This is a genomic window from Anaerostipes stercorihominis, assembly GCF_057535655.1.
Genome location: NZ_BAAJCL010000003.1, coordinates 1,403 through 21,092, shown reverse-complemented (window position 1 = coordinate 21,092; position 19,690 = coordinate 1,403). Strand labels below are relative to the sequence as shown.

The 19,690-nt window shown below is 37.7% G+C and carries 29 protein-coding genes and 2 pseudogenes; 21 read left to right on the top strand and 10 right to left on the bottom strand.

The window, feature by feature from the left end; all coding sequences use genetic code 11:
* Positions 1 to 26: 26 nt before the first annotated feature.
* From AC27EF_RS03980 to AC27EF_RS03965, 4 genes and pseudogenes are all read left to right on the top strand, one after another.
* Positions 27 to 233: pseudogene (locus tag AC27EF_RS03980) on the top strand (recombinase family protein); the annotation flags it as partial.
* Positions 234 to 335: 102 nt separating this feature from the next.
* Positions 336 to 560 (top strand): helix-turn-helix transcriptional regulator, encoded by a 225-nt coding sequence (locus tag AC27EF_RS03975; RefSeq protein WP_487109419.1) that lies wholly within the window; start codon positions 336 to 338, stop codon positions 558 to 560.
* Positions 557 to 877 carry a hypothetical protein gene (locus AC27EF_RS03970; RefSeq protein ID WP_487109043.1) on the top strand — a complete coding sequence of 107 codons (321 nt, stop codon included), beginning with the start codon at positions 557 to 559 and terminating at the stop codon, positions 875 to 877. Before AC27EF_RS03975 ends, AC27EF_RS03970 begins: the two co-directional genes overlap by 4 nt.
* A gap of 157 nt (positions 878 to 1,034) precedes the next feature.
* A complete protein-coding gene (locus tag AC27EF_RS03965) occupies positions 1,035 to 2,027 on the top strand; it encodes a zinc metalloprotease (protein WP_487109041.1) in 993 nt (330 codons plus the stop codon).
* 115 nt (positions 2,028 to 2,142) lie between these two features.
* Here AC27EF_RS03965 and AC27EF_RS03960 read toward each other — a convergent pair whose 3' ends face one another.
* The 6 genes from AC27EF_RS03960 to AC27EF_RS03935 form a co-directional block, all read right to left on the bottom strand.
* On the bottom strand, positions 2,143 to 2,346 hold the full coding sequence (locus AC27EF_RS03960) for a transposon-transfer assisting family protein (RefSeq protein WP_487109039.1): 204 nt from the start codon (positions 2,344 to 2,346) through the stop codon (positions 2,143 to 2,145).
* A 260-nt stretch (positions 2,347 to 2,606) separates the two neighbouring features.
* Complete coding sequence (locus AC27EF_RS03955) at positions 2,607 to 3,020, bottom strand: dUTP diphosphatase (RefSeq protein WP_487109037.1); 414 nt, start codon at positions 3,018 to 3,020, stop codon at positions 2,607 to 2,609.
* A complete protein-coding gene (locus AC27EF_RS03950) occupies positions 3,010 to 3,789 on the bottom strand; it encodes an FAD-dependent thymidylate synthase (protein WP_487109036.1) in 780 nt (259 codons plus the stop codon). The genes AC27EF_RS03955 and AC27EF_RS03950 overlap by 11 nt, the downstream gene beginning before the upstream one ends.
* Entirely contained in the window at positions 3,776 to 4,102 is a 327-nt protein-coding gene (locus AC27EF_RS03945) for a hypothetical protein (RefSeq protein ID WP_487109035.1), read from the bottom strand. Before AC27EF_RS03945 ends, AC27EF_RS03950 begins: the two co-directional genes overlap by 14 nt.
* 27 nt (positions 4,103 to 4,129) lie before the next feature.
* A complete protein-coding gene (locus AC27EF_RS03940) occupies positions 4,130 to 5,677 on the bottom strand; it encodes a relaxase/mobilization nuclease domain-containing protein (RefSeq protein WP_487109034.1) in 1,548 nt (515 codons plus the stop codon).
* The gene (locus AC27EF_RS03935) at positions 5,655 to 6,041 is read right to left on the bottom strand and encodes a plasmid mobilization protein (protein ID WP_268803559.1); all 387 of its coding nucleotides are present in this window, start codon (positions 6,039 to 6,041) and stop codon (positions 5,655 to 5,657) included. The genes AC27EF_RS03940 and AC27EF_RS03935 overlap by 23 nt, the downstream gene beginning before the upstream one ends.
* 372 nt (positions 6,042 to 6,413) lie before the next feature.
* Between AC27EF_RS03935 and AC27EF_RS03930 the strand changes: the two genes are divergently transcribed.
* The 10 genes and pseudogenes from AC27EF_RS03930 to AC27EF_RS03885 all read left to right on the top strand — a co-directional run bounded on the left by AC27EF_RS03930 (position 6,414) and on the right by AC27EF_RS03885 (position 13,293).
* Positions 6,414 to 6,824 (top strand): peptide deformylase, encoded by a 411-nt coding sequence (locus AC27EF_RS03930; RefSeq protein ID WP_487109033.1) that lies wholly within the window; start codon positions 6,414 to 6,416, stop codon positions 6,822 to 6,824.
* 30 nt (positions 6,825 to 6,854) lie between these two features.
* Positions 6,855 to 7,127, top strand: a complete 273-nt coding sequence (locus AC27EF_RS03925) for a hypothetical protein (protein ID WP_487109031.1) — start codon at positions 6,855 to 6,857, stop codon at positions 7,125 to 7,127.
* Between the two features lie 196 nt (positions 7,128 to 7,323).
* Positions 7,324 to 7,533, top strand: coding sequence for a DUF6462 family protein (locus tag AC27EF_RS03920; RefSeq protein WP_008976866.1), 210 nt, complete (start codon positions 7,324 to 7,326; stop codon positions 7,531 to 7,533).
* A gap of 111 nt (positions 7,534 to 7,644) precedes the next feature.
* Entirely contained in the window at positions 7,645 to 7,818 is a 174-nt protein-coding gene (locus AC27EF_RS03915) for a hypothetical protein (protein WP_004606461.1), read from the top strand.
* A gap of 32 nt (positions 7,819 to 7,850) precedes the next feature.
* Complete coding sequence (locus AC27EF_RS03910) at positions 7,851 to 9,086, top strand: site-specific integrase (protein ID WP_226844448.1); 1,236 nt, start codon at positions 7,851 to 7,853, stop codon at positions 9,084 to 9,086.
* 246 nt (positions 9,087 to 9,332) lie between these two features.
* Positions 9,333 to 9,719 (top strand): annotated as a pseudogene (gene metG, locus AC27EF_RS03905) (methionine--tRNA ligase subunit beta); the annotation flags it as partial.
* A gap of 347 nt (positions 9,720 to 10,066) precedes the next feature.
* Positions 10,067 to 10,993, top strand: coding sequence for a site-specific integrase (locus AC27EF_RS03900; protein ID WP_487109030.1), 927 nt, complete (start codon positions 10,067 to 10,069; stop codon positions 10,991 to 10,993).
* Positions 10,994 to 11,081: 88 nt separating this feature from the next.
* Positions 11,082 to 11,690 (top strand): class I SAM-dependent methyltransferase, encoded by a 609-nt coding sequence (locus AC27EF_RS03895; protein WP_487109029.1) that lies wholly within the window; start codon positions 11,082 to 11,084, stop codon positions 11,688 to 11,690.
* Positions 11,651 to 12,829 (top strand): HNH endonuclease domain-containing protein, encoded by a 1,179-nt coding sequence (locus tag AC27EF_RS03890; RefSeq protein WP_487109028.1) that lies wholly within the window; start codon positions 11,651 to 11,653, stop codon positions 12,827 to 12,829. The genes AC27EF_RS03895 and AC27EF_RS03890 overlap by 40 nt, the downstream gene beginning before the upstream one ends.
* A gap of 17 nt (positions 12,830 to 12,846) precedes the next feature.
* Positions 12,847 to 13,293, top strand: coding sequence for a hypothetical protein (locus AC27EF_RS03885; protein ID WP_487109027.1), 447 nt, complete (start codon positions 12,847 to 12,849; stop codon positions 13,291 to 13,293).
* A 50-nt stretch (positions 13,294 to 13,343) separates the two neighbouring features.
* Here AC27EF_RS03885 and AC27EF_RS03880 read toward each other — a convergent pair whose 3' ends face one another.
* The 3 genes from AC27EF_RS03880 to AC27EF_RS03870 are packed head-to-tail and all read right to left on the bottom strand — an operon-like array spanning position 13,344 to position 14,485.
* On the bottom strand, positions 13,344 to 13,622 hold the full coding sequence (locus tag AC27EF_RS03880; protein ID WP_487109026.1) for a helix-turn-helix domain-containing protein: 279 nt from the start codon (positions 13,620 to 13,622) through the stop codon (positions 13,344 to 13,346).
* 4 nt (positions 13,623 to 13,626) lie between these two features.
* On the bottom strand, positions 13,627 to 14,121 hold the full coding sequence (locus AC27EF_RS03875) for a hypothetical protein (RefSeq protein ID WP_487109025.1): 495 nt from the start codon (positions 14,119 to 14,121) through the stop codon (positions 13,627 to 13,629).
* On the bottom strand, positions 14,099 to 14,485 hold the full coding sequence (locus tag AC27EF_RS03870) for a plasmid mobilization protein (RefSeq protein WP_487109023.1): 387 nt from the start codon (positions 14,483 to 14,485) through the stop codon (positions 14,099 to 14,101). The genes AC27EF_RS03875 and AC27EF_RS03870 overlap by 23 nt, the downstream gene beginning before the upstream one ends.
* Before the next feature lie 783 nt (positions 14,486 to 15,268).
* Between AC27EF_RS03870 and AC27EF_RS03865 the strand changes: the two genes are divergently transcribed.
* The 7 genes from AC27EF_RS03865 to AC27EF_RS03835 all read left to right on the top strand — a co-directional run bounded on the left by AC27EF_RS03865 (position 15,269) and on the right by AC27EF_RS03835 (position 19,426).
* On the top strand, positions 15,269 to 16,051 hold the full coding sequence (locus AC27EF_RS03865) for an AAA family ATPase (RefSeq protein ID WP_487109021.1): 783 nt from the start codon (positions 15,269 to 15,271) through the stop codon (positions 16,049 to 16,051).
* A 248-nt stretch (positions 16,052 to 16,299) separates the two neighbouring features.
* A complete protein-coding gene (locus AC27EF_RS03860) occupies positions 16,300 to 16,899 on the top strand; it encodes a type IV toxin-antitoxin system AbiEi family antitoxin domain-containing protein (protein ID WP_487109019.1) in 600 nt (199 codons plus the stop codon).
* Positions 16,890 to 17,801 carry a nucleotidyl transferase AbiEii/AbiGii toxin family protein gene (locus AC27EF_RS03855; protein WP_243116269.1) on the top strand — a complete coding sequence of 304 codons (912 nt, stop codon included), beginning with the start codon at positions 16,890 to 16,892 and terminating at the stop codon, positions 17,799 to 17,801. Before AC27EF_RS03860 ends, AC27EF_RS03855 begins: the two co-directional genes overlap by 10 nt.
* Positions 17,802 to 17,901: 100 nt before the next feature.
* On the top strand, positions 17,902 to 18,126 hold the full coding sequence (locus tag AC27EF_RS03850; protein ID WP_009245419.1) for a DUF6462 family protein: 225 nt from the start codon (positions 17,902 to 17,904) through the stop codon (positions 18,124 to 18,126).
* A gap of 89 nt (positions 18,127 to 18,215) precedes the next feature.
* Positions 18,216 to 18,392, top strand: coding sequence for a hypothetical protein (locus tag AC27EF_RS03845; RefSeq protein WP_004843915.1), 177 nt, complete (start codon positions 18,216 to 18,218; stop codon positions 18,390 to 18,392).
* A gap of 30 nt (positions 18,393 to 18,422) precedes the next feature.
* Positions 18,423 to 19,007 (top strand): site-specific integrase family protein, encoded by a 585-nt coding sequence (locus AC27EF_RS03840; protein ID WP_487109016.1) that lies wholly within the window; start codon positions 18,423 to 18,425, stop codon positions 19,005 to 19,007.
* A complete protein-coding gene (locus AC27EF_RS03835) occupies positions 18,995 to 19,426 on the top strand; it encodes a site-specific integrase (protein ID WP_487109014.1) in 432 nt (143 codons plus the stop codon). Before AC27EF_RS03840 ends, AC27EF_RS03835 begins: the two co-directional genes overlap by 13 nt.
* Positions 19,427 to 19,432: 6 nt before the next feature.
* Here the strand turns inward: AC27EF_RS03835 and AC27EF_RS03830 are convergent.
* Positions 19,433 to 19,690, bottom strand: a 258-nt coding sequence (locus tag AC27EF_RS03830) for an IS3 family transposase (RefSeq protein ID WP_487109012.1), incomplete at its 5' end; no start/stop codon positions are given.

The following is a 19,690-nucleotide window of genomic DNA, read 5'->3' as shown; positions in this document are numbered from 1 at the left end:
GTACATTACCCTTTTGTGCTCTTGTCTATATTAGTGAAGTTTTATTTCCACAGAAAGATGTTCGTTTTCTTGCAATAAACAACAGTATTGATAGTGATAATGCTTTGGATAATGACTTTGCCCCGTTCTTGAATATTATGAATGAATGGTATGCAAAAGACACAAGCAACAAAATCAAGGCTGTATTTGATGCCCGTATGAAAGATGGAAAGCGTTGTAGTGGTTCCTTTCCTGATTGGATAGAGGGACAAAAAGAATGTAAAATAATATTTTACCAAATGCAAGAAATATGTTACACTGATGGCGATGTAGTAAAAGAAAAAGGCGGTGGGATGGTGGCAAATAAAAATAAGTACCAATTTGAAAGTAAAATACACATATATCGTGCCACAAAGCGCATGACGCAACAGGAGCTTGCCGATCTGGTGGGAGTGTCCAGGCAGACTATTATGCAGCTTGAAAGAAACCGCTATAATCCGTCTATGATGCTGGCATACGGTATTGCAAAAGTTTTCGATGTAACAATAGAGGACTTATTCGATTTTTCAGAGGTGCAATGATGATTGATTTTGTTGGAGAATTGCTAAATAGTATTGGGTTTACATGGTTTGTCTGGATAGTAACAATCTTACTTACTATTCTCTTTTTCGCTTATGCGCTCTCAAAAGAGGGACGCGACGAACACGGCAAAGCGATTATCGGAACAGCCTGCTTTTATGGCATAATTGGCATAATCGTCTTTATGAATATCCTGACATATTATATGTATCATGTGATACAAAGCATTGCTGTTTTTGCAAACGCTATTCGCCTTGTATATGACGGTTTTATGCTGGTGACAATTATTTCTATTGCCATATTAAGAAAAATTCGTTAAGCCCTTTTATTCATCCTTTAGATGGGTTGTTGCTACATCCGAGGGATGAATATTTTTTTTTTATCAAGTATGAAATACTTTACATTCTGGCAAAAATGATTTATACTAATGCCGAGGTTTTCATGCCTCTATGGAAGTTTTAGAGAGGAGCCACGGTATGTTTGAAAGTATGCTGCTGATTTTGATTGTAGGAGTTTCTGCTATTTTGCAAATTTTGGTTCACGAAGCGGGTCATCTTGTGTTTGGCCTTGCCACTGGGTATCGTTTTATCTCTTTTACCGTACTCAATTTCAGGATTTATAAACATGGTAAAAAAATATCTGTTGGAAAATCCAGTGTTGCGGGAGCAGGCGGGCAATGCCTTATGGAACCGGCTTTTGAAGAAAGCAATAGTATTCCTTATTTTTGGTATAACGCAGGTGGAGCAATATTTAATTTGCTCTCTGGAATCTTTTGTATTGGAATTGCGTTTATTTTTAGTGACGGAACAATGGCAAGAACTTCGTTTCTTCTTGCCGGCATTATAGGTTTATTCTTTGTTGTGTCTAATGGAATCCCGATGCGAACAAGAGTAGCGGCTAACGATGCTTATAATATCTTATCAATGATAAGCAATTCGAGCGCAAAACGGGCATTTTGGAGAGTGATGAAGATAAATGCGTTTGGGGCAACAGAAAAAAAGAATCTTTTGGATTTCCCCCAGCAATGGTTCTCTGATCTACCCGATCATAATTATAGCAATCCTTTGATTTGTGTCTTTGCTATTGATCGGATTTACTTCCTTTTGGAGCAGCAGGAATATCAAAAGGCCCTTGATATATGCAATGAAATTCTTAAAGCAAAAGCTGTTTTGGGTACTTATAAGAATGAAGCACTTTGCGAGAAACAGTTCTGCGAAATGATGTTGGCAGTAAAAACAGGTTCAGGGAATATTGCATACTCATTAAAAGGCAACATATTAAAAGAACGTCTTGACCCCTTATCTTCGTACCACACTATATACGCCCATGCTATATTTGTGCTGCGTGATAAAGAAAAAGCAATGCAAGCGGCAAAGGATTTTAATGTTAAGTGTCGGATAGATTGCAACAAAGGAATTGTAGAACACGAAAAGTTTATGATGGGGCTATTACAGAGCTATTCTGCTTAGTATTCTGATAAATTCGTCATGGGATTGTATGTGTGATCTGGATATTAAACAGACAAAAAGAAAAGACGCCGGACGCAAGCGGCCACATGGCCGCCGCGCCCGGCGTCTGCTTTACTTATTCGTCAGTGAAATGGAACTTCTGGCCGTCATAGTCGGCATCCGTCATGCGTTCCAGCTTGGAAAGGGTCTGCTGGGCCAGCGCCCGCATATCCCCGTCCATATCCGGCAGGGCGGCGGTGATCTTGCCTATCGTCCTGCGCCGGTCGGCGTTGTGATACATACAGATCAGGTTTTCTTCCTCCACGGTAAAGTGCATCATTCTCATACCTCCAATTCGTTTTTCCTGGTTCTGGCCGCCGCCTTTTTCGGGCTGGCGGCCTGTTTGGTGTCGGCAAGCTGCTTTCGGATAGAGGGCCGGGGCCTGCGAATACTCACATCCCGGCGCTCGTCTTTGTCAATCATGGCATATACCCCGTGTCGGTCTTTTATGCCGGTAAAGCACAGGGACTTATAAGTTATTTTGAGTGTGCGAGGTGTCGAATCATAAATTATTCGGCACCTCTGGTTTTATAGGGAGGCTTATTCTCCGCTGCTTCCGAAAGCACCGGTATTTCTTGCTTCTCCGAGATCCAGAACAAAGTCAGCGATTAGAACAGGAGTGATAACCAGTTGCCCTACGCGGGTATTTTTGCGGAGTGTTTGGGATTCTGAACTAACATTGCTGATGATGGCATGAATTTCTCCACGATATCCGGAATCAATAGGCGGAAGCTCGCAGACCAATCCTTTTGCAGCCATACTGCTTCGTGGAAAGACATACCCGGCATATCCATCCGGAATCATGAGACCAAATCCTAAGGGGATTCTTGCAATCTCTCCTGGCTTTAATGTGCAGTCATAAGGCATATATACATCAGCACCGGCATCGTTTTCATGAGGTCGGAAGGGATAATGATCTTTCTCTAATCCAAAATCGATCAATTTAATTTTCATAAACAGCTTCCCTCCCTTCTACGAGCAGAGGATAATCTGCTCTCATTATTTCTAATGGAGACCAATCTTTTGGGATGGGGATTCCGCAAGACATAGCACCTTCTTCACAACAGCCCCTCTGACAAAAAGGACCGGTCAGCTTCGGTGAAAATAACACCGGATCGAATTCATATAGTTTCTGCCAGATATCCAACATTACAATTCTTGTTTCATCGGTATTTCTCCTGCAGATACGCTGACTAATCATATGTTTCCACTCATAAGGTGTAGCACAGATGATCAGAATATTTCTTAAAGCATGGGGGAGGGCATATCCGGCAGAATCATGATGAAATCCCACAGAACACAATTCCTGATAACATCTGAGATCCGATAAGCAGCTTTGCAGATAGAGATCAATGTATCTCTGTTCGGAAAAAAGGATTTCATATGGGATCACAAATGCAGCTTTTTCTGAATAGTTGCTATATTGCAGAGATGCACTCGTGAATTTTACTTCATTTTGATGACGGGTGATCTGTGCAAGAAAACGTCTGCTTGCACCTACAATCGCAACGGTGATCACCGTAAATTTCTGTACGGTTGGATGGGGAAGACTGACAATCCGGTCTACAGTTTTATCCGTAAAAGATTTCTGATAAAGAGCCATAAGATCATCCATGTTTTGAATGGAATGCCCCTGTTGGGTAAGCCTTGCTGCGAATACCATGTTCTGATCTGCTTCTTGAATGGTATAACTATTTAAAATCTTTGTCTCAATGTGATCCATAGGCTTGTTCCTCCTTTATCAATGCTTTCAGCAGAACGAGATAGTTGATGCAGTCTGTAATCTTCTCATCCCATTGTTCTAAGTCAAATTGGAGCAGAGAAGAGTAACACATGTCATAGAGAGATACGACATGCTTCGACATCATTCCGGCTAGAGCAGCCTTAGGTGTGCATCCCTGTAATGAGGCAGCGATTTTAAATGCACTCAGGCGGTCAATGCGGTCTCCTGTGTATTCTTTCTTCTTATGTGCCAGGACATCGGCACATTTTCGATATTGTTGTTCAAGGACAACATTAAATTCATTTTGTGTCATATTGTAATTCCTCCTTCGTAAAATGATTTATAATTCGGGTTCCCGTGTCTTTTGTTTTTTGGGAACCTGGTTGTGGAGAATTGCTTCCACATTTTTGTCTACGGTTCTTAAATCTTGTGTCAGATACTTTAGAGATCGGATGGATGATTTTTGCTGGTCGATCTGTTCCTGCAAGCTGGCTTTTTGTTCCTTCAATGTTTTGATAGGAAGCATCTTTCCATCTGGATAAAAAGATTTCAGCCAGTCACGGGCTTCTTCATATGCTTGAATTTCAGCGGTGTGTTCCTTTCGGAATCTGCCTTTGTTTTTCGCTTTTAAAAATTCGGTATAGATTGCTTTCTGTGCAAAATATTGTCCGGTGTAATGGATCTGACGGTTGATGTTTTTCAAATCTGCATTCATTTCCATAAGCTGCTCTGTTGCCTGATCTAACTGTTTTTGAGATTCGGAAAAGGCATCTTTTAATTCAGTTTGGGTATTGTATCCATGTTCTTGCACATAGATAATGGTATTTGCCATTTCCTGAAGATTGGATATTTTTACCCGATGAGCATATCCGGGACTTTGCATTGCTTTCACATTTTTCTGGAGATCCACCACCAGCCGTAAATGAGATCTGACATAAAGAATGGTTATCGGATCTTTTCGTAAGAAGAACTGTTCTAAATGTTCTTTGCCGTATTGAGTTCCCAAAGCCTTCTCTGTAATCCGTTTGTCCCGATCCGGATGGAGATAACGATATCTTCCTCTTTCTTCAATGACGGAAATCTGATATTTTTCAAAAAGCAGAGATTGAAATTCCTGAAAGCTTTTAGAATGCGAGCTGCATTCTTTGATGGCATTTCGGAGTTCTTGCTTCTGTGTCTGAAATGTAGTGGCAGTTGGTTTCAACCCATCTGCAATGATTTTTTTGTTTGTCTCTTCTAATTTTTTCTGTCCGGATTTTTGCGCCATATATTCAGCCTGTGTGATTTTTGTTTCAGCCGGAGAGAGAAGATCAATCTGATGAAGTCCCTCCTGGATGCACATATCCATAATTTCCTTTTTGAAATAATTCAGGAATTTATTTGTGGATCGGTGTTTGTATCCGGCAATTTCTTCATGGGGCTTATCCATGTAACTCTGCCTTCTGACAGCTTCTTTACGGACGCTGTTGATCACAATGTGCGTATGGATATTGCCGGAACCATTGTGACCATCGGTATGTGTCACGATAAGAGCCTGATATCCGGGAAATATTTTCTTTGCAAGTTCTAAAGATAGAGCCTGTGCTTTTTCTCCGGTCAGCCCACATCCTGATTTATCATCTGGATCAAAACTGATGATATAGTGATGACTTTTGATTTCAGATCTGCTTCGGTTCTTTTTAAAATGTTCATTACATTCATAGCATTCAACATCAAAAGTATCGGGATCACAGTTGAGACCATCCATGTAGAATTCATCTCTTCGCAGTGGCCGATTAAATTTATCGAGAATCATTTTTCCGGTTGATTCATCATGCTGGAAGATGAGATAATTCAGAGCATCTGAATAGTTTGCATTCCGACTTTTAATATGTTTCACTATTGCCACGATAATCACCTATCATTTTTAGCAACTCCTTTTTTAACCTATAGAGGTCGTAAAGGCATTGCTGGATTTCGTTTGTTATAGATTTAGAGTACGCTCCTCCTGTATTGAAATATTTTGCGATCTGATTAAGATTAGAGCCGATTTTTCCATACTCTGCTAAGAGCATTTTTATTGTTTGGCTATCAATGACAACTTCATAGTGTATAGCCATTTTGTGATCTAAAATCAGGTTTCTCAGATAATCAGAACGGGATAATTTCGCCTGAGAAGCGGCATGATTGACTAACTCTAATTCAATGTCACTTAATCTTAAACAAATGATATTAGAGTGTTTCATTTCATTTCTTTTTTTCTTTGGTGCCATGTTCCTCCTCCCTTAATTGAGTGCTTCCAACTTTATGGTACTCCACTAGAAATATCAGCTGTCCCTTCTGATACTTCTGGTGCTGCGCACACATTTTATGTGGAAGCCAATCTGACATTTTGTGAATGTCAGTAACGAGGGTATGGGGAGCGTAATCCACATCAAGATAAAACTCAGAGTAATAGGAAAGCCAAAATGGCGATACCGTATTACTGGGTGGATCTTGCTCTTGAAAGATTAACCCTCTCATATAACGAAAGGCTCAGAGGGCAAAATACAGGGCGAGATAGAAAAAAAGTAAAAAAACTGCTATACTACCATTCAGGAACAATAAAAAAAAGCGACTTTTAGAATAGTAGGGGTATGAAGAAAATGGTAAAACAAATCATGAAAGATATATTTTTCCTGGGACAAAAATCTGAGCTGGCAACAAAAGCGGATCTTCAAATAGGAAGGGATTTAATGGACACGTTAGCTGCGAACCGTGAGGGATGTGTTGGAATGGCAGCGAATATGATCGGTGTGAAAAAACGTGTTATTATTGTAAATATGGGATTTGTAGATGTGGTAATGTTTAATCCTGTATTGGTAAAAAAAGAATTGCCTTATGAAACCGAAGAAGGATGCTTATCTCTTCCGGGAGTGCGTAAGACAACGAGATATCAGACGATAGAAGTTGAATATTTGGATATGAATTGGAAGAAACAGAATTTGAAACTTGACGGTTGGACCGCACAGATTTGTCAGCATGAGCTGGATCATTTGGAAGGCATACTGATTTAAGCAGAGAGAAATTTACAGGAGTGATACTTTATGGGAACGGAAAGAACAGATGAATTATATAAGTTTTTACTTACCAAAGGATATCCGAAAGAACTTTGTGCAGAAATAGCCTATAAGAATCTGAATACAGATTATACAGCGACCAGGATGTTGGGATACTTGTATCGTTACACAGAGCCTAGACTGGAAGATGTGATAGATGAAATGATTGCAATCCTAAGTGACCGGGAAGAAATCATAAAGAAAAAAGAAATGGAGCAGGCGCAGGCTGTTATAAATGAGATTTATAGAAATGGATTATGATGTAAAACGTGAAAAATGAAATAATGCGATACGAATAGAGGTAATTTGACATGATAGTTGCTGAAGAAGATACTTCGGCAACTATTTTTTTAACTTTTTTCATAATCACCCTGTAAAATCCATTGATTTCCTTTCGTTATATGAGAAGACAAATTTGTTTTCTTTCTTATTTTTAAATGGAAAGGAGTTTTGTGATATGGGTTTTGCAAGAAAAGATGTGGAAGCTACAAAGAAAATGGAAAAGAAATTCGTGAGATATCCAGAAGGTGCGGAGAAATATAGTTTAGGATTGACAAAATTTCAGGCATTAGCAAAAGAGGCAAAAGCAGTCTATAAAATTGATAAAGTAGCTTTAGTAAATTGTGAGATATTTGAAAAATATTTGGAAACATTCCGAGAATATTAAAATTTTAAGAGAGAAAAGAAGAGAGAAGAACTTCTATATTTTTCTGCATTTTTAATTGACTTTACGTCATACAGAAAGTATAATGTTGGTATAGGAGGTATAAGAGCTGAAATGAAAAAGATGGGAAGACCAAAATCAGACAATGCAAAGAAAAAAGTATTAAGCATTCGTGTTCCTGATCAGCTATATTCCCAGATGCTTGCATACGCCGAACAACATAAAATGACTACAACGGACATTGTCCTAAAAGGGGTAGAGATACTTTTATCCGAGCAGAAAAAATAGTGAGTGCTTCTCTTTAAGAGGAGGAAACTATTATGGCGAAAGTCAGAAAAGATTTGCGAGGAAGATCTTTACGCAAAGGAGAAGTACAAAGATCATCAGATAAAAGATACATGTACACCTATACAGATCCGATGGGCAGACGTAAATTTATATATGCTAACGATCTAACAGAACTAAGAGAGAAAGAAGCTAAACTGATGAAGGATCAGTTGGACGGATTGGATCTCTATGTTGCGGGAAAGGCAAGTGTGAATGATACGTTTGATCGGTATATGTCCACGAAGTATAATTTGCGTGAATCTACGAGAAGTTCATATTTCTATACGTACGATCATTATGTACGTGATACCTTTGGAAATAAGCGGATTGCAGAAATAAAGTATTCTGATGTATTGCAGTTTTATTATTATCTTCTTAATGAAGTGAAAATTTCATTGGGAACTTTAGATACTGTTCATTGTTTGCTTCATCCAACATTTCAGTTGGCAGTACGGGATGAGATTATACGAAATAATCCTACGGATGGAGTAATGAAAGAAATCAGCAGAGAATCCGGAAAGAACAGAGGAATCAGACATGCATTGACCGTAGAGCAGCAAAGAGCATTCATGGAATACATTGCGAACCATCCGATATATTATCATTGGTGGCCTATGTTTACGGTGTTGCTTGGAACAGGGTGCAGAATTGGAGAAGCATTAGGGCTTCGATGGCAAGATTTAGATTATGACAGAAGAACAATCAGTATAAATCATAGTTTGAGCTATTATCAAAAACCAGAGAACAACAAAAGTGTGTTGAGAATATCCAAACCAAAAACAGAAGCTGGAATACGTACAATTCCAATGCTGGACGTTGTAAAAGATGCTTTTGAAATGCTTTATGAAGAACAACTGGAAAATGGTTTTAATGAAACAGAAATTGATGGAATGTCAGGATTTATTTTTTGTAATCGTTTTGGAACAGTTCCAAATCCACAAACAGTCAATCATACGATTAAGCGTATAGCAAACAGTTATAATGCAGACGAAGTGGTGCGAGCTAAGAAAGAACGGAGAGATCCTATTATATTACCCAATTTTTCTTGTCATCATCTGAGACATACTTTTTGTACACGACTTTGTGAAAATGAAACAAATTTAAAAGTTATTCAATCCATTATGGGACATAGAAACATTGAAACAACAATGGATATTTATGCGGAAGCAACAGAGGAAAAGAAACAAGAGTCATTCGAGAATTTAGCAACAAAATTAGATATTTTTTGAGAAGTGCTTAGTAGAACGGATGACAACAATTTGTTTGATTTACAACAAATTGACAACAAAAAGAACTTAATAATGAAGAATAGTGAAGAATATATAAGGTTTATAAATTTGGACAATATAGTATAATAACGCATCCCGAAGAATCGTGAAGAAAACCTGAAATCTTTCCCGACGATGAAGACCCTCGGTGGTGTAAAATCCGAAAATGGTGTAAGTTCTAAAGAGGTTTCTACACCAAATTCAGAGCCTGAGAAAATTGATTTTTCTAAGGTAAAGATTGAGCCAATCTTTGAAGAGATGGTAGATTTCGATACATTTGCAAAATCTGATTTCCGTGCAGTTAAGATTTTAGCTTGCGAAGCAGTACCGAAGTCAAAGAAACTTCTGAAGTTTACATTAGATGACGGAGAACGCAAAGACCGTGTGATTTTAAGCGGTATTCACGACTATTACGAGCCGGAAGAACTGGTTGGTAAGACCGCAATCGCTATCGTGAACCTGCCACCGAGAAAGATGATGGGAATCCCTTCTGAGGGTATGCTGATCTCAGCAGTACACGAGGAAGACGGTCACGAAGGACTGAACCTTCTGATGGTAAATGACAGAATCCCGGCAGGTGCTAAGCTGTACTAATCCAGAAAAAAGAGTTCGGTTTGGTAGTCATAGACGTCCAATCAGGAAAAGTGGTTCCACGGATTGACATGGAGCTACATGAATCGGCTTGGAGCTGTATAGATTGAAATAATGATGTATGGATTATAAGGAAACAGAATAAGGAGCTCTATGGATTCTTAACTGTTTGACTTATTTGTTTACAAGTAAAATATGGATTATTTTTGAGGAGCATTTTTCAAAAATAAGGTGTATAAAGGGACACTTCTCTTTTGGTAGAAATACCAATGGAAGGTGTCCTTTAAGAAAATAATAGGTGATTAATTGTCTGTATCAGCGTAAGTGATTCGGGAAAGGAAGAGAAACTTATGCAACAGGAAACAGACAAAATGCAATTATTTTATGAGTACTATAAACAGTGGATTGAAGTATACAAAAAAGGTGCAATCAGGGATGCCACGATGGCTAAGTATCTGATGACGCAGAAATGGGTAGAAAAACTTGCTCCGGAGTTGAAGGTTTGTGAACTCACCAGGACTGCTTATCAGAAATTGCTGAATGATTATGCGAAAGATCATGAACGTCAGACAACGCTCGATTTTCATCATCAGTTGAAAGGAGCAATTCTGGATGCAGTAGATGAAGGAATGATAGATAGAGATCCTACCAGAAAGGCAATCATCAAGGGAAAATCGCCAAGAACAAAAAAGATAAAGTATTTGAATCAGTTTGAATTACATACGTTAATTGCACACCTTGATATTCGAGAAGAGGTAAACTGGGACTGGTTTATTCTATTGGTTGCAAAAACCGGTATGAGATTTTCAGAAGCACTTGCGATTACTCCTTCGGACTTTGACTTTGCAAGACAGACATTGTCTATTAGTAAAACATGGGATTATAAGGGTAATGGTGGCTTCCTTCCAACAAAGAATAACTCATCAGTGAGAAAAATTCAGATTGACTGGCAGATCGTTGTGAAATTTTCAGAGCTTACGAAGAATCTGCCAGAAGATAAACCGATTTTTGTTGGAGAAACAAAGATCTATAATTCTACAGTGAATGATGTACTTACCAGACATTGCAAAGCGTGTGGAATTTCAGAGATATCAATTCATGGACTCAGACATACACATGCCTCGCTTCTTCTGTTTGCAGGTGTATCAATCGCCAGTGTAGCCAGACGCCTGGGGCATGCCAGTATGACAACAACGCAGAAAACATATCTGCATATCATTCAGGAACTCGAAAATAAAGATGTTGACTTGGTAATGAGAACATTATCAGGATTATAAACGCAAATAATTAAACAGGATTACTTACGCTGATCTATAGCTATAAATATAACAAATTGACTGAATAATAAAGTCGGAAAGGGATGGTATGAATATGAGCGATGCTATAACACTAAATTATTATAATAGCAATGCTGCTGTTTTTTCTGAAACTACAAAGAATGTAGATTTTTCGGAAGTACAGCAAATATTCACAAAGCATCTCTCCCCTAATGCTTCTATTCTGGATTTTGGTTGTGGATCTGGACGTGATACAAAGTATTTTTTAAATCATGGTTATCATGTAACAGCAATAGATGGATCAGAGATGATTTGTAAAATGGCAACTGATTACACAGGCATCCAAGTAAAACAGATGCTGTTTGAAGAATTTGATGATCGAAACCAATATGATGGAATCTGGGCATGTGCCTCTATTCTTCATCTGTCCAGAGAAAAATTACCGGATATATTTCATAAAATGTATCAAGCATTAAAAACAAATGGCATAATTTATACATCGTTCAAATACGGTACATTTGAAGGTGAACGAAATGGTCGATATTTTACGGATTTTACAGAAGTGATGTTTGAAGAGTTTGCAAGACAGATTTCTGGATTACAGATAGATAAAATGTGGATTACCGGAGATGTGAGAGAAGGAAGAGGTGATGAACGATGGTTGAATATATTGCTTCGCAAGACGGACATTTGTTGAATATTGAAGCAAAATATTATAATAAACTGGATATCGAAGCTTTTTCTCAGATGATGAAAGATCCTTCTTATTGCTACAAGTTTTATTGGCTGGAGGCCGTGGTACATATTATTTCAGAAGGAAAGAATGAGACAACATTTGATGAGATTATTGATGAAATGATAGCGAATGCTTGGTATTCAGTACGAGAATTCCATATTCACCTTAGTGGAATGCAGGTAGATGGATTGGTCAGAGATGGTCTGGAAAGGGCAATTTTACAGCTGACAGAACTCAGTGATCTTCCAGCAAATGCATCTAAGATTGAAATAAAGAATGCTATTCGGGAACATCAGACAGATTTAAAGAAAGCCAAAGAACAGTTGACTAATATGGTGCCATATAGAGCACTGGCAGGCTTTTTTACAAGGAGTAATGAAGTACCAGACTGGGGAAGTGTCAAACGCATTACAGCGTATATTGAAAAAATAAATGAACTGGTAACTCCTTTGCCATATATATTGGGTGATAGCAGCAAATTAAAAAAAGAGGTGCATTTTCATCCAGACTGGATAGCAATGATTCAGGATAATACAGTCAATATCCTTGGCTGGATTCAATATGAAAAAGTGAAATGGCTTCAAAACAATAATCCTGAAGTGCCTGGTCTGATATATAAACTTGCTCCAATGGATGAAAAAATGCGAAAACTGTCAAATGTGCGGAAGTTGTGGCAGGGAATCATGGAAATACAGGAAGTAAGGGATGTGTTTACAGGACAACCAGTAAAAGAAAAGCAGTATGATGTAGATCATTTTATTCCGTGGTCATTTGTGATGAATGATGAATTATGGAATCTGATGCCGATGGACTCTTCCTTAAATTCGTCAAAAAGCAACCGATTACCCAAATGGAATCCGTTTTTTGAGGTTTTCGCTAGAAACCAGTATCTGATGTATGAAATGATAAATAAAAGACCAGAACTTCATAAACGATTTGAAGCATGTTATCGGGATAATCTACATTCTATCTGGGCAGGTCAGGAATTGTATCGTAAAGGTAATTCAAAAGAAGTTTTTTATAACATTTTGGAAAAGAACATGATGCCGGTATATGATTCAGCTAGAAGACAGGGATATGAAATCTGGAACTATGGATAGAAGGAGATCATGATACGATGGGATTATTTGGTTTATCTCGGAGAGAAAAAGAAACTTGGGCATCTATTGTAATCCATGGAATTAAGCCAGGTATGCAGATTAATGATGGTCTTTTAAAGAATGCTACAGAAATCTATATCAATCAGCATATTAGAATTTTAGAAGAAAGTGTTTGTCGTGTGATGGAGTCTAAAAATAGCAAGACAAGGGAAGAAAGATATGGGTTGGCATTACAGCATTTTGATGCATTGTCAAAAATTCAGAAGTATGCTGATAAAAATCAGAAAAAAAAGATTGCTGATGCACAAGATAGTTTTATGATTATGAATGAACACTATAAACACCCAGAACGTATCAGAAAACAAGAAAAGCAGAAATTGAAAAGACAGAAACGAGATTCGTTTTGGGAAGCTTATGGAACAATGGAAATCTTAGATGATATTTTTGATAATCATAAAAAATGATTAAAAGGGAGGTAGCGGAAATCCGTTGCCTCCCTTCAACATCATAACAATCAACCCAACTCTGCCCCGAGTTCATACCTCCAATACTCCGCTGCCTCATACTCTCTGGGTTCTGAGAGCACCGGAACGGTAAAGAGTTCAATCGGAACACCGAGAGTTGATGCGAAGAGTTTCATAAGATCCTCTTTCGGTGTTCGGACATCGCTTTCATACTGAGCAATCCGGACATCAGCACAGCTGTCGGGAAATCCAACAGCCATGCCAAGTTCTTTCTGGGTGAGATGATTTTTCTGTCTTAAGTGTTTTAATTTTCTTCCAAATGTAATCATAGTATTATTCTCCTGTGCTTCCGAATGCCCCGGTTCCTCGTTCTTCGCCAAGGTCCAGGACAAAGTCTGCGATCACGACCGGTGTGATCACCAGCTGACCGACGCGTGTGTCTTTATGAATGGTCTGAGAAGATGTACTCACGTTGCTGATAATGGCAAACATCTGCTTTGCAAGTTTCAAACTGATTGCTTGTGCGTTCTCTCCGGTAAGTCCGTTTTCTGTAACATCGGCTGGATCGTAGCTGATAATGTAGTGGTGACTTTTGATATCTTCACGTTTCTTATTCTTATGAAAATGAGCATTTGTCAGTTCACATTCCTTGTCAAAAGACATCGGATCACAGTTCAGCCCATCCATATAAAATTCTTTTCGCAGGATGCTTCGTCCGGATTCATCTACAATCTTTTTTCCGGTTTTTTCATCATGTTCAAACAGAAGATAATTGATAGCCGCCGAGTAATTTGCATTTCTGCTTTTAATGTGTTTTACGATTGCCATTCATACCACCTGCCAGTTTCAGTACCTCTTTTCTCAATAGGAATAAGTCCGTGATGCACTGATGGATTTCGTTTTCTATAGCACGTGACTGACTGCCTCCACTGTTAAAATGCTTGGCAATCTGATTGAGATTCGATCCGATTTTTCCATACTCACTGACCAGTTTTCTGAGATCATTCATGTCTGCAACAACTTCAATCTGATGATTGATTTGCTTCTCAAGCAGAAGTTTTCTCAGATATTCAGATCGGGAAAATCCTGTAATGTCAGCAGCTTCATTTAACACTGCCAGTTCAATATCCGTTAATTTCAACGTGATGATGTTACTCCTCTTGAGATTCTTTTCTTTCTTCTTTGGTGCCATAGTCCTCCTTCCTTTTTGATAAGACATCTTGGATGTGCGATTACACTTTTTAACCGGCTGTCCCTTCCGGTTATATAAAGTGCTGCGACTATCTTTGATAGAGAGCCAACAGATATCTTTGATGTCTGTACGAGGGTATGGGGAATCGGAATCCCCATCAAGAGACTTACCCGGAGGTATGCCGTAGCCATAAAATGGCGATACGGTAATACCTGGGTGGATCTTGCTCTAATCTACGAACCCTCTTACATATACAAAAGATGGAGGGGAAAAATACAGGGTGTGAGAGAAAAATTTTCAAATTAAAAAAATAAAAACGGGTTATCCGTTGATAAAATATAGAAATGTGGATGTAATTGAAGAAAAAGAAAAATAACCACGTATAATCAGTTTTTAAATTGGAGGCGTTATATAAAATTATTGAGAGTTACCGCACAAGGCTTACCATTGTTTAAAGAGAAGCTGGATTTATCTTTTTATGCGCAGCAAAGAGTTGCGGAAGAAGATAAAATGAATTTGTATTCCTTGTTTTCAAATATATATTTAAATCCGGCTAACGCGTTTATAGGAATCAATGCTTCAGGAAAGACCTCTGTATTAAAGGTGCTTCTTCTTGCGTTGGGAATTATAAATAACGAACCAATCAATCATATGAATACGAAAAATATATTAGGAAATACAAAAAATGCTATTTTGAATGTATATTTTTATTCGGAGACTACAAAAGAAATTTGCAGACTGGAAACGGTCATAACATCTAAGAATACGAAAGTAGAAGGAGTTGTGTACAGTATTGAATCAGAATCATTATGGTCAAAAAAAGCTGAAGAAGTAACAACTCGTAAAGCTATGCTGGATTTTGAGGAGAGAGAACCATTCATTGTTCGAGATGAACAGGAAAGCTTTTTGTCAGATGATGTTAGTATTATGATCGCATATAATAAAAAAACTGGTGAACATATAAAAGTAGTCAGCATGTTACTTTTCACCAATGTGAATGTGTTACCATTTTCAGAAGGAATTCCGGCTGAGGTTATTTCCTATCTGGATCCAACAATTGAAAAATTATATTTTGAAGAAAAAAATGAGAAGCCAATTATACATTTAAAATTTAAAGGAAAAGAAGAGATTGTATTGAACAATCCAATCGAATTAAATAATTATCTCTCGTCAGGAACTGTAAAAGGAATGATTACTTTCACTCTGGCGCAAGAAGTTCTGAAAGATGGAGGCTGCCTGATTGTTGATGAGGTAGAGAATCATTTCAATAAAGAAATAGTAAGTACTTTAATACGTTTCTTTATGGACGGAAAAATAAATAAAAATGGTGGTATGCTAATCTTTTCCACTCATTATCCGGAGCTTTTGGATGAATACGACCGTAATGACAGTATTTTTATTACTAGAAACAGAGATGGGATTACAGCAGAGAATCTTTCCAACATTCTAAAAAGAAACGATATTAAGAAAAGCGATGCTTATCAGAGTGGATTTCTGGAAGGAACGACACCTACTTATGAAGCTTATATGCAGTTGAAGAAAAGTATAGCTGCATCTCTGAAATAGGAGGTGTGCTATGGAACTGGCAAAATATAAGACCAGAGATTGATGATTCCATGAATTATCGTTTCATCATCCGTTTCTTCAATGCTGAGCAGAAGAAATTGGATGTATATGTTGAAAATTATTTTTAGAACTTGATACAAAAACATATTACTTTTTGTATCAAGTTGATTTTTCTCGACATTTGTGTATAATAGAACTTGGTACAAAAACTATTAAGAAATTGTATGAAGTTGTTTAAGGAGATGTGCATGAATACGGTTATGAATTATGAATCAATATTTAAACGATATGGAGGAATAATGCGTACCTGCGAACTTACAAGGGAAGGTATATCTTATCAGGTACTTCAAAATCTAATAGAACAAGGAAGAGTAGAAAAGATCAAGTATGGTTATTATCAGTGGCAGGATGAAAAGGCTTTTACAGAAGTGTCAGTAATAACGGCACTCTTTCCCAAAGCTATTATCTGTGACATGTCAGCTGCGATGTATTATGGTTATACGGATCGTGTGCCAGGAGTCTGGCATATAGCTGTAGATAATAAGTCTGCAAGAAACAAATTCAAGCTAGATTTTCCTATCATAAAACCACATTTTATTGAAACATCCAGATTGAATATTGGTGTGAGTGAAGGAAACATAGATGGAATTACGGTAAAGATTTATGACAGAGAGCGTGTTGTATGTGATTGTTTGCGTCATGTTAATACGATGGATGGAGAGGTCTTTAATACTGTAATCCAAAGGTATATTGGTGATAAAAAGAAAGATGCTGCGAAACTAATGATGTATGCCTCAAAGCTTGGTGTGGAGAAGAAAGCAAGAAGGGTGGTTGGAATATGGCTGTAAAAGAGATAAAAGATATGGGTGCATCTGTGCTCACAAGATTAAAGAAACAGGCGAAAGAAACAGGAATCAACTATCAGACTTGTCTACAGCTTTTTGCACAGGAAGAGTTTCTTCGTAAGCTTGAAATGTCAGGATATGCAGAGAATCTTGTTTTGAAAGGTGGAATGTTCTTATACACTATTTCAAATTATGAGGGCAGACCAACTATGGATATTGATTTCATGCTAAGAAGAATGTCAAATGATGTAGCTGGGATGGAAACAATCATGGAGGAAATTTGTCAAACAGATACTCACAATGATTTTATTAGTATGGAAGTGCTAGGAACGAGGAAAATCACTCCAGAGAAAAAGTATCCTGGTATAGGTATAAATTTGATGGCTCATATCAAAAATGTGAGAATTCCATTTTCTGTTGATATTGGTGTAGATGACGTGATAGTACCTGGTGCAGTTAAGCGAACTGTGGCAACTAGGCTGGAAGGCTTTGAGGAACCAAATATTTATACATATTCTTTGGAGAGCACAATGGCAGAGAAATTTGATGCCATCTTAAAGAGAATGACTGCTTCTAGTAGGATGAAAGATTTTTATGATATTTATTACTGGTCGCAGGTATTTGATTTTGAAGGCAGGGTGTTGCAGGAAGCAATTTCTGAAACCTTGCAACATAGAGGAACGCCATACGAGAAAGATAGCATGGAACAAATAAGAGCATTTGATCAGAATGAATTCCTTCAAAAATTGTGGAATAATTACAATCCCGGACCAGGGCTTGAAAAGCCGGATTTTTCTTCTGTATTGGTTCAGATTAACCGGTTTATTTGCCCTGTATATGGAGCACTACTGCGAGAAGATGAATTCTTTGGGATGTGGTCATCGAAAGAAAATGTATGGAAATAACTTGTTTTAAAAAAATTGCATATCAGAGGCTGTATTTTCACCCTCCTTCTTTTGTATATATGAAAGATATTTTTTATGTACGAAGGAAGGAGGTTTTTTCATGCCTAAAGTCAGAAAAGAAATTCCAGAATTGGAAAAGCTGGTGCAGGTCGGAAGAAAGAAATTTGTCCGTTATGAGGAAGGGGCACAATTATATTCTATGGGGTTGCATACATTTCAGGAATTAGCGAAAGATGCGAAAGCAGTCTATCATGTGAAGAGAGTTGTTCTGGTCAATACAGAGATTGTGGATGAATATCTTGAGAATTTCAGAGATGAATTATAAAAAATAAAATGTAATACATGAGGAGCAAAACACGTTGACTTGTTGTCGGACATAAAGTATAATGGTGTTGTAAGGAAGGAGGAAATAGTATGGCAAAGATGGGAAGACCAAAGAGTGATGATCCCATGAATTATCGTTTCACCATCCGTTTCTCCAATGCTGAGCAGAAGCAATTGGAAGCTTATGCTGAAAAGTACGATCTTACAAAAGGGCAGGTGCTTAAGAAAGGATTGGAACTATTATACCGACAGGATAAGCACAGCTAAGATGCTCCTCACGATTAGTGAGGTGAGAGGATGGCAAAATCAAGAAAAGACAGCCGGGGGTATGTGTTGCGAACCGGTGAGAGTCAGAGAAAAGACGGTCGCTATTCCTATTCTTATACAGATTTGAATAGAAAAAGGCGAACTATTTATGCAAAAACATTAGTAGAATTAAGAACAAAAGAAAGAAAAATAATCCGTGACAAGGAAGATGGGCTTGATCCTATGCTTGCGGACAGGATTACGCTGAATCGTTTATATGACAAATATATTGAACAGAAATATGATCTGAAACCATCGACAAAAGTGAATTACATATATATGTATAATCGTTTTGTCAGACCGACATTTGGAAAAAGATTTATTGGAAAAATCAAATATTCTGATATAAAGAGATTTTATTATGGAATGATATTAGATGAGGAAATGAAGCTAAATACATTGGAGACTATTCATACTGAGCTACATCCGGCCTTCCAAATGGCAGTTAGAGATGAAATTCTCAGACAGAATCCTACAGATGGAGTTATGGCAGAGATTAAGAAGAGTCATATTTGGGAAAAAATCCCAGACATGCTCTTACGATTCCGCAGCAGAAAGCATTTATGGATTATTTGAAAGCACATCGAGAATATCATGGCTGGGTACCGATTCTTACAGTGCTTCTTGGAACAGGAATGCGAATCGGAGAATGTTTAGGGTTACGCTGGGATGACCTGAATTTTGAAAATCGTATCATCAGTGTGAATCATACATTTGTTTACAGACCAGACGAGGAAGGGAAATCTGCAAAGCATATTTCGACTCCAAAAACAATTTCCGGTCGAAGAACGATTCCTATGATTGATGAAGTATTCAATGCATTTTTAGATGAATATGAACTTCAAAAGTGTGTGGGTTTTTCTTCAGAAGAAATTGATGGGTATTCTAATTTTGTTTTTGTAACTGCTACTGGATCAATTTATTTACCAAGTGCTGTGTGGTCCTATGTCAAGAAAAAGCACAAATTAAATGTAACCAATTTTCTCTATTTTTAGCAAAGTTTAACTTGCAATTTTTACTGCATTCTTTTCAAGCTTTTCGAGATATTGTTCTTCGTATTCAGTTGGAGACAAATATCCACAATGACTGTGAATGCGTATGGTATTGTAAAATGTTTCGATGTATTCAAAAATCAATTTATATGCATGCGTGTAGTTGAAGATTTTAAACCGATGAATCCATTCTCTTTTCAAGAGTGCATGGAAGGATTCGATGCAAGCATTATCCCATGGATATGCTTTCTTCGAATAACTACGAAT

Excerpts from the sequence above, each read along its gene's own strand:
- AC27EF_RS03970 (WP_487109043.1), top strand. The coding sequence starts at position 557 with ATGATGATTGATTTTGTTGGAGAATTGCTAAATAGTATTGGGTTTACA.
- AC27EF_RS03965 (WP_487109041.1), top strand. The coding sequence starts at position 1,035 with ATGTTTGAAAGTATGCTGCTGATTTTGATTGTAGGAGTTTCTGCTATT.
- AC27EF_RS03960 (WP_487109039.1), bottom strand. The coding sequence starts at position 2,346 with ATGATGCACTTTACCGTGGAGGAAGAAAACCTGATCTGTATGTATCAC.
- AC27EF_RS03955 (WP_487109037.1), bottom strand. The coding sequence starts at position 3,020 with ATGAAAATTAAATTGATCGATTTTGGATTAGAGAAAGATCATTATCCC.
- AC27EF_RS03950 (WP_487109036.1), bottom strand. The coding sequence starts at position 3,789 with ATGGATCACATTGAGACAAAGATTTTAAATAGTTATACCATTCAAGAA.
- AC27EF_RS03945 (WP_487109035.1), bottom strand. The coding sequence starts at position 4,102 with ATGACACAAAATGAATTTAATGTTGTCCTTGAACAACAATATCGAAAA.
- AC27EF_RS03935 (WP_268803559.1), bottom strand. The coding sequence starts at position 6,041 with ATGGCACCAAAGAAAAAAAGAAATGAAATGAAACACTCTAATATCATT.
- AC27EF_RS03930 (WP_487109033.1), top strand. The coding sequence starts at position 6,414 with ATGGTAAAACAAATCATGAAAGATATATTTTTCCTGGGACAAAAATCT.
- AC27EF_RS03925 (WP_487109031.1), top strand. The coding sequence starts at position 6,855 with ATGGGAACGGAAAGAACAGATGAATTATATAAGTTTTTACTTACCAAA.
- AC27EF_RS03920 (WP_008976866.1), top strand. The coding sequence starts at position 7,324 with ATGGGTTTTGCAAGAAAAGATGTGGAAGCTACAAAGAAAATGGAAAAG.
- AC27EF_RS03915 (WP_004606461.1), top strand. The coding sequence starts at position 7,645 with ATGAAAAAGATGGGAAGACCAAAATCAGACAATGCAAAGAAAAAAGTA.
- AC27EF_RS03910 (WP_226844448.1), top strand. The coding sequence starts at position 7,851 with ATGGCGAAAGTCAGAAAAGATTTGCGAGGAAGATCTTTACGCAAAGGA.
- AC27EF_RS03900 (WP_487109030.1), top strand. The coding sequence starts at position 10,067 with ATGCAACAGGAAACAGACAAAATGCAATTATTTTATGAGTACTATAAA.
- AC27EF_RS03895 (WP_487109029.1), top strand. The coding sequence starts at position 11,082 with ATGAATATGAGCGATGCTATAACACTAAATTATTATAATAGCAATGCT.
- AC27EF_RS03890 (WP_487109028.1), top strand. The coding sequence starts at position 11,651 with ATGGTTGAATATATTGCTTCGCAAGACGGACATTTGTTGAATATTGAA.
- AC27EF_RS03885 (WP_487109027.1), top strand. The coding sequence starts at position 12,847 with ATGGGATTATTTGGTTTATCTCGGAGAGAAAAAGAAACTTGGGCATCT.
- AC27EF_RS03880 (WP_487109026.1), bottom strand. The coding sequence starts at position 13,622 with ATGATTACATTTGGAAGAAAATTAAAACACTTAAGACAGAAAAATCAT.
- AC27EF_RS03875 (WP_487109025.1), bottom strand. The coding sequence starts at position 14,121 with ATGGCAATCGTAAAACACATTAAAAGCAGAAATGCAAATTACTCGGCG.
- AC27EF_RS03870 (WP_487109023.1), bottom strand. The coding sequence starts at position 14,485 with ATGGCACCAAAGAAGAAAGAAAAGAATCTCAAGAGGAGTAACATCATC.
- AC27EF_RS03860 (WP_487109019.1), top strand. The coding sequence starts at position 16,300 with ATGAATACGGTTATGAATTATGAATCAATATTTAAACGATATGGAGGA.
- AC27EF_RS03855 (WP_243116269.1), top strand. The coding sequence starts at position 16,890 with ATGGCTGTAAAAGAGATAAAAGATATGGGTGCATCTGTGCTCACAAGA.
- AC27EF_RS03850 (WP_009245419.1), top strand. The coding sequence starts at position 17,902 with ATGCCTAAAGTCAGAAAAGAAATTCCAGAATTGGAAAAGCTGGTGCAG.
- AC27EF_RS03845 (WP_004843915.1), top strand. The coding sequence starts at position 18,216 with ATGGCAAAGATGGGAAGACCAAAGAGTGATGATCCCATGAATTATCGT.
- AC27EF_RS03840 (WP_487109016.1), top strand. The coding sequence starts at position 18,423 with ATGGCAAAATCAAGAAAAGACAGCCGGGGGTATGTGTTGCGAACCGGT.
- AC27EF_RS03835 (WP_487109014.1), top strand. The coding sequence starts at position 18,995 with ATGGATTATTTGAAAGCACATCGAGAATATCATGGCTGGGTACCGATT.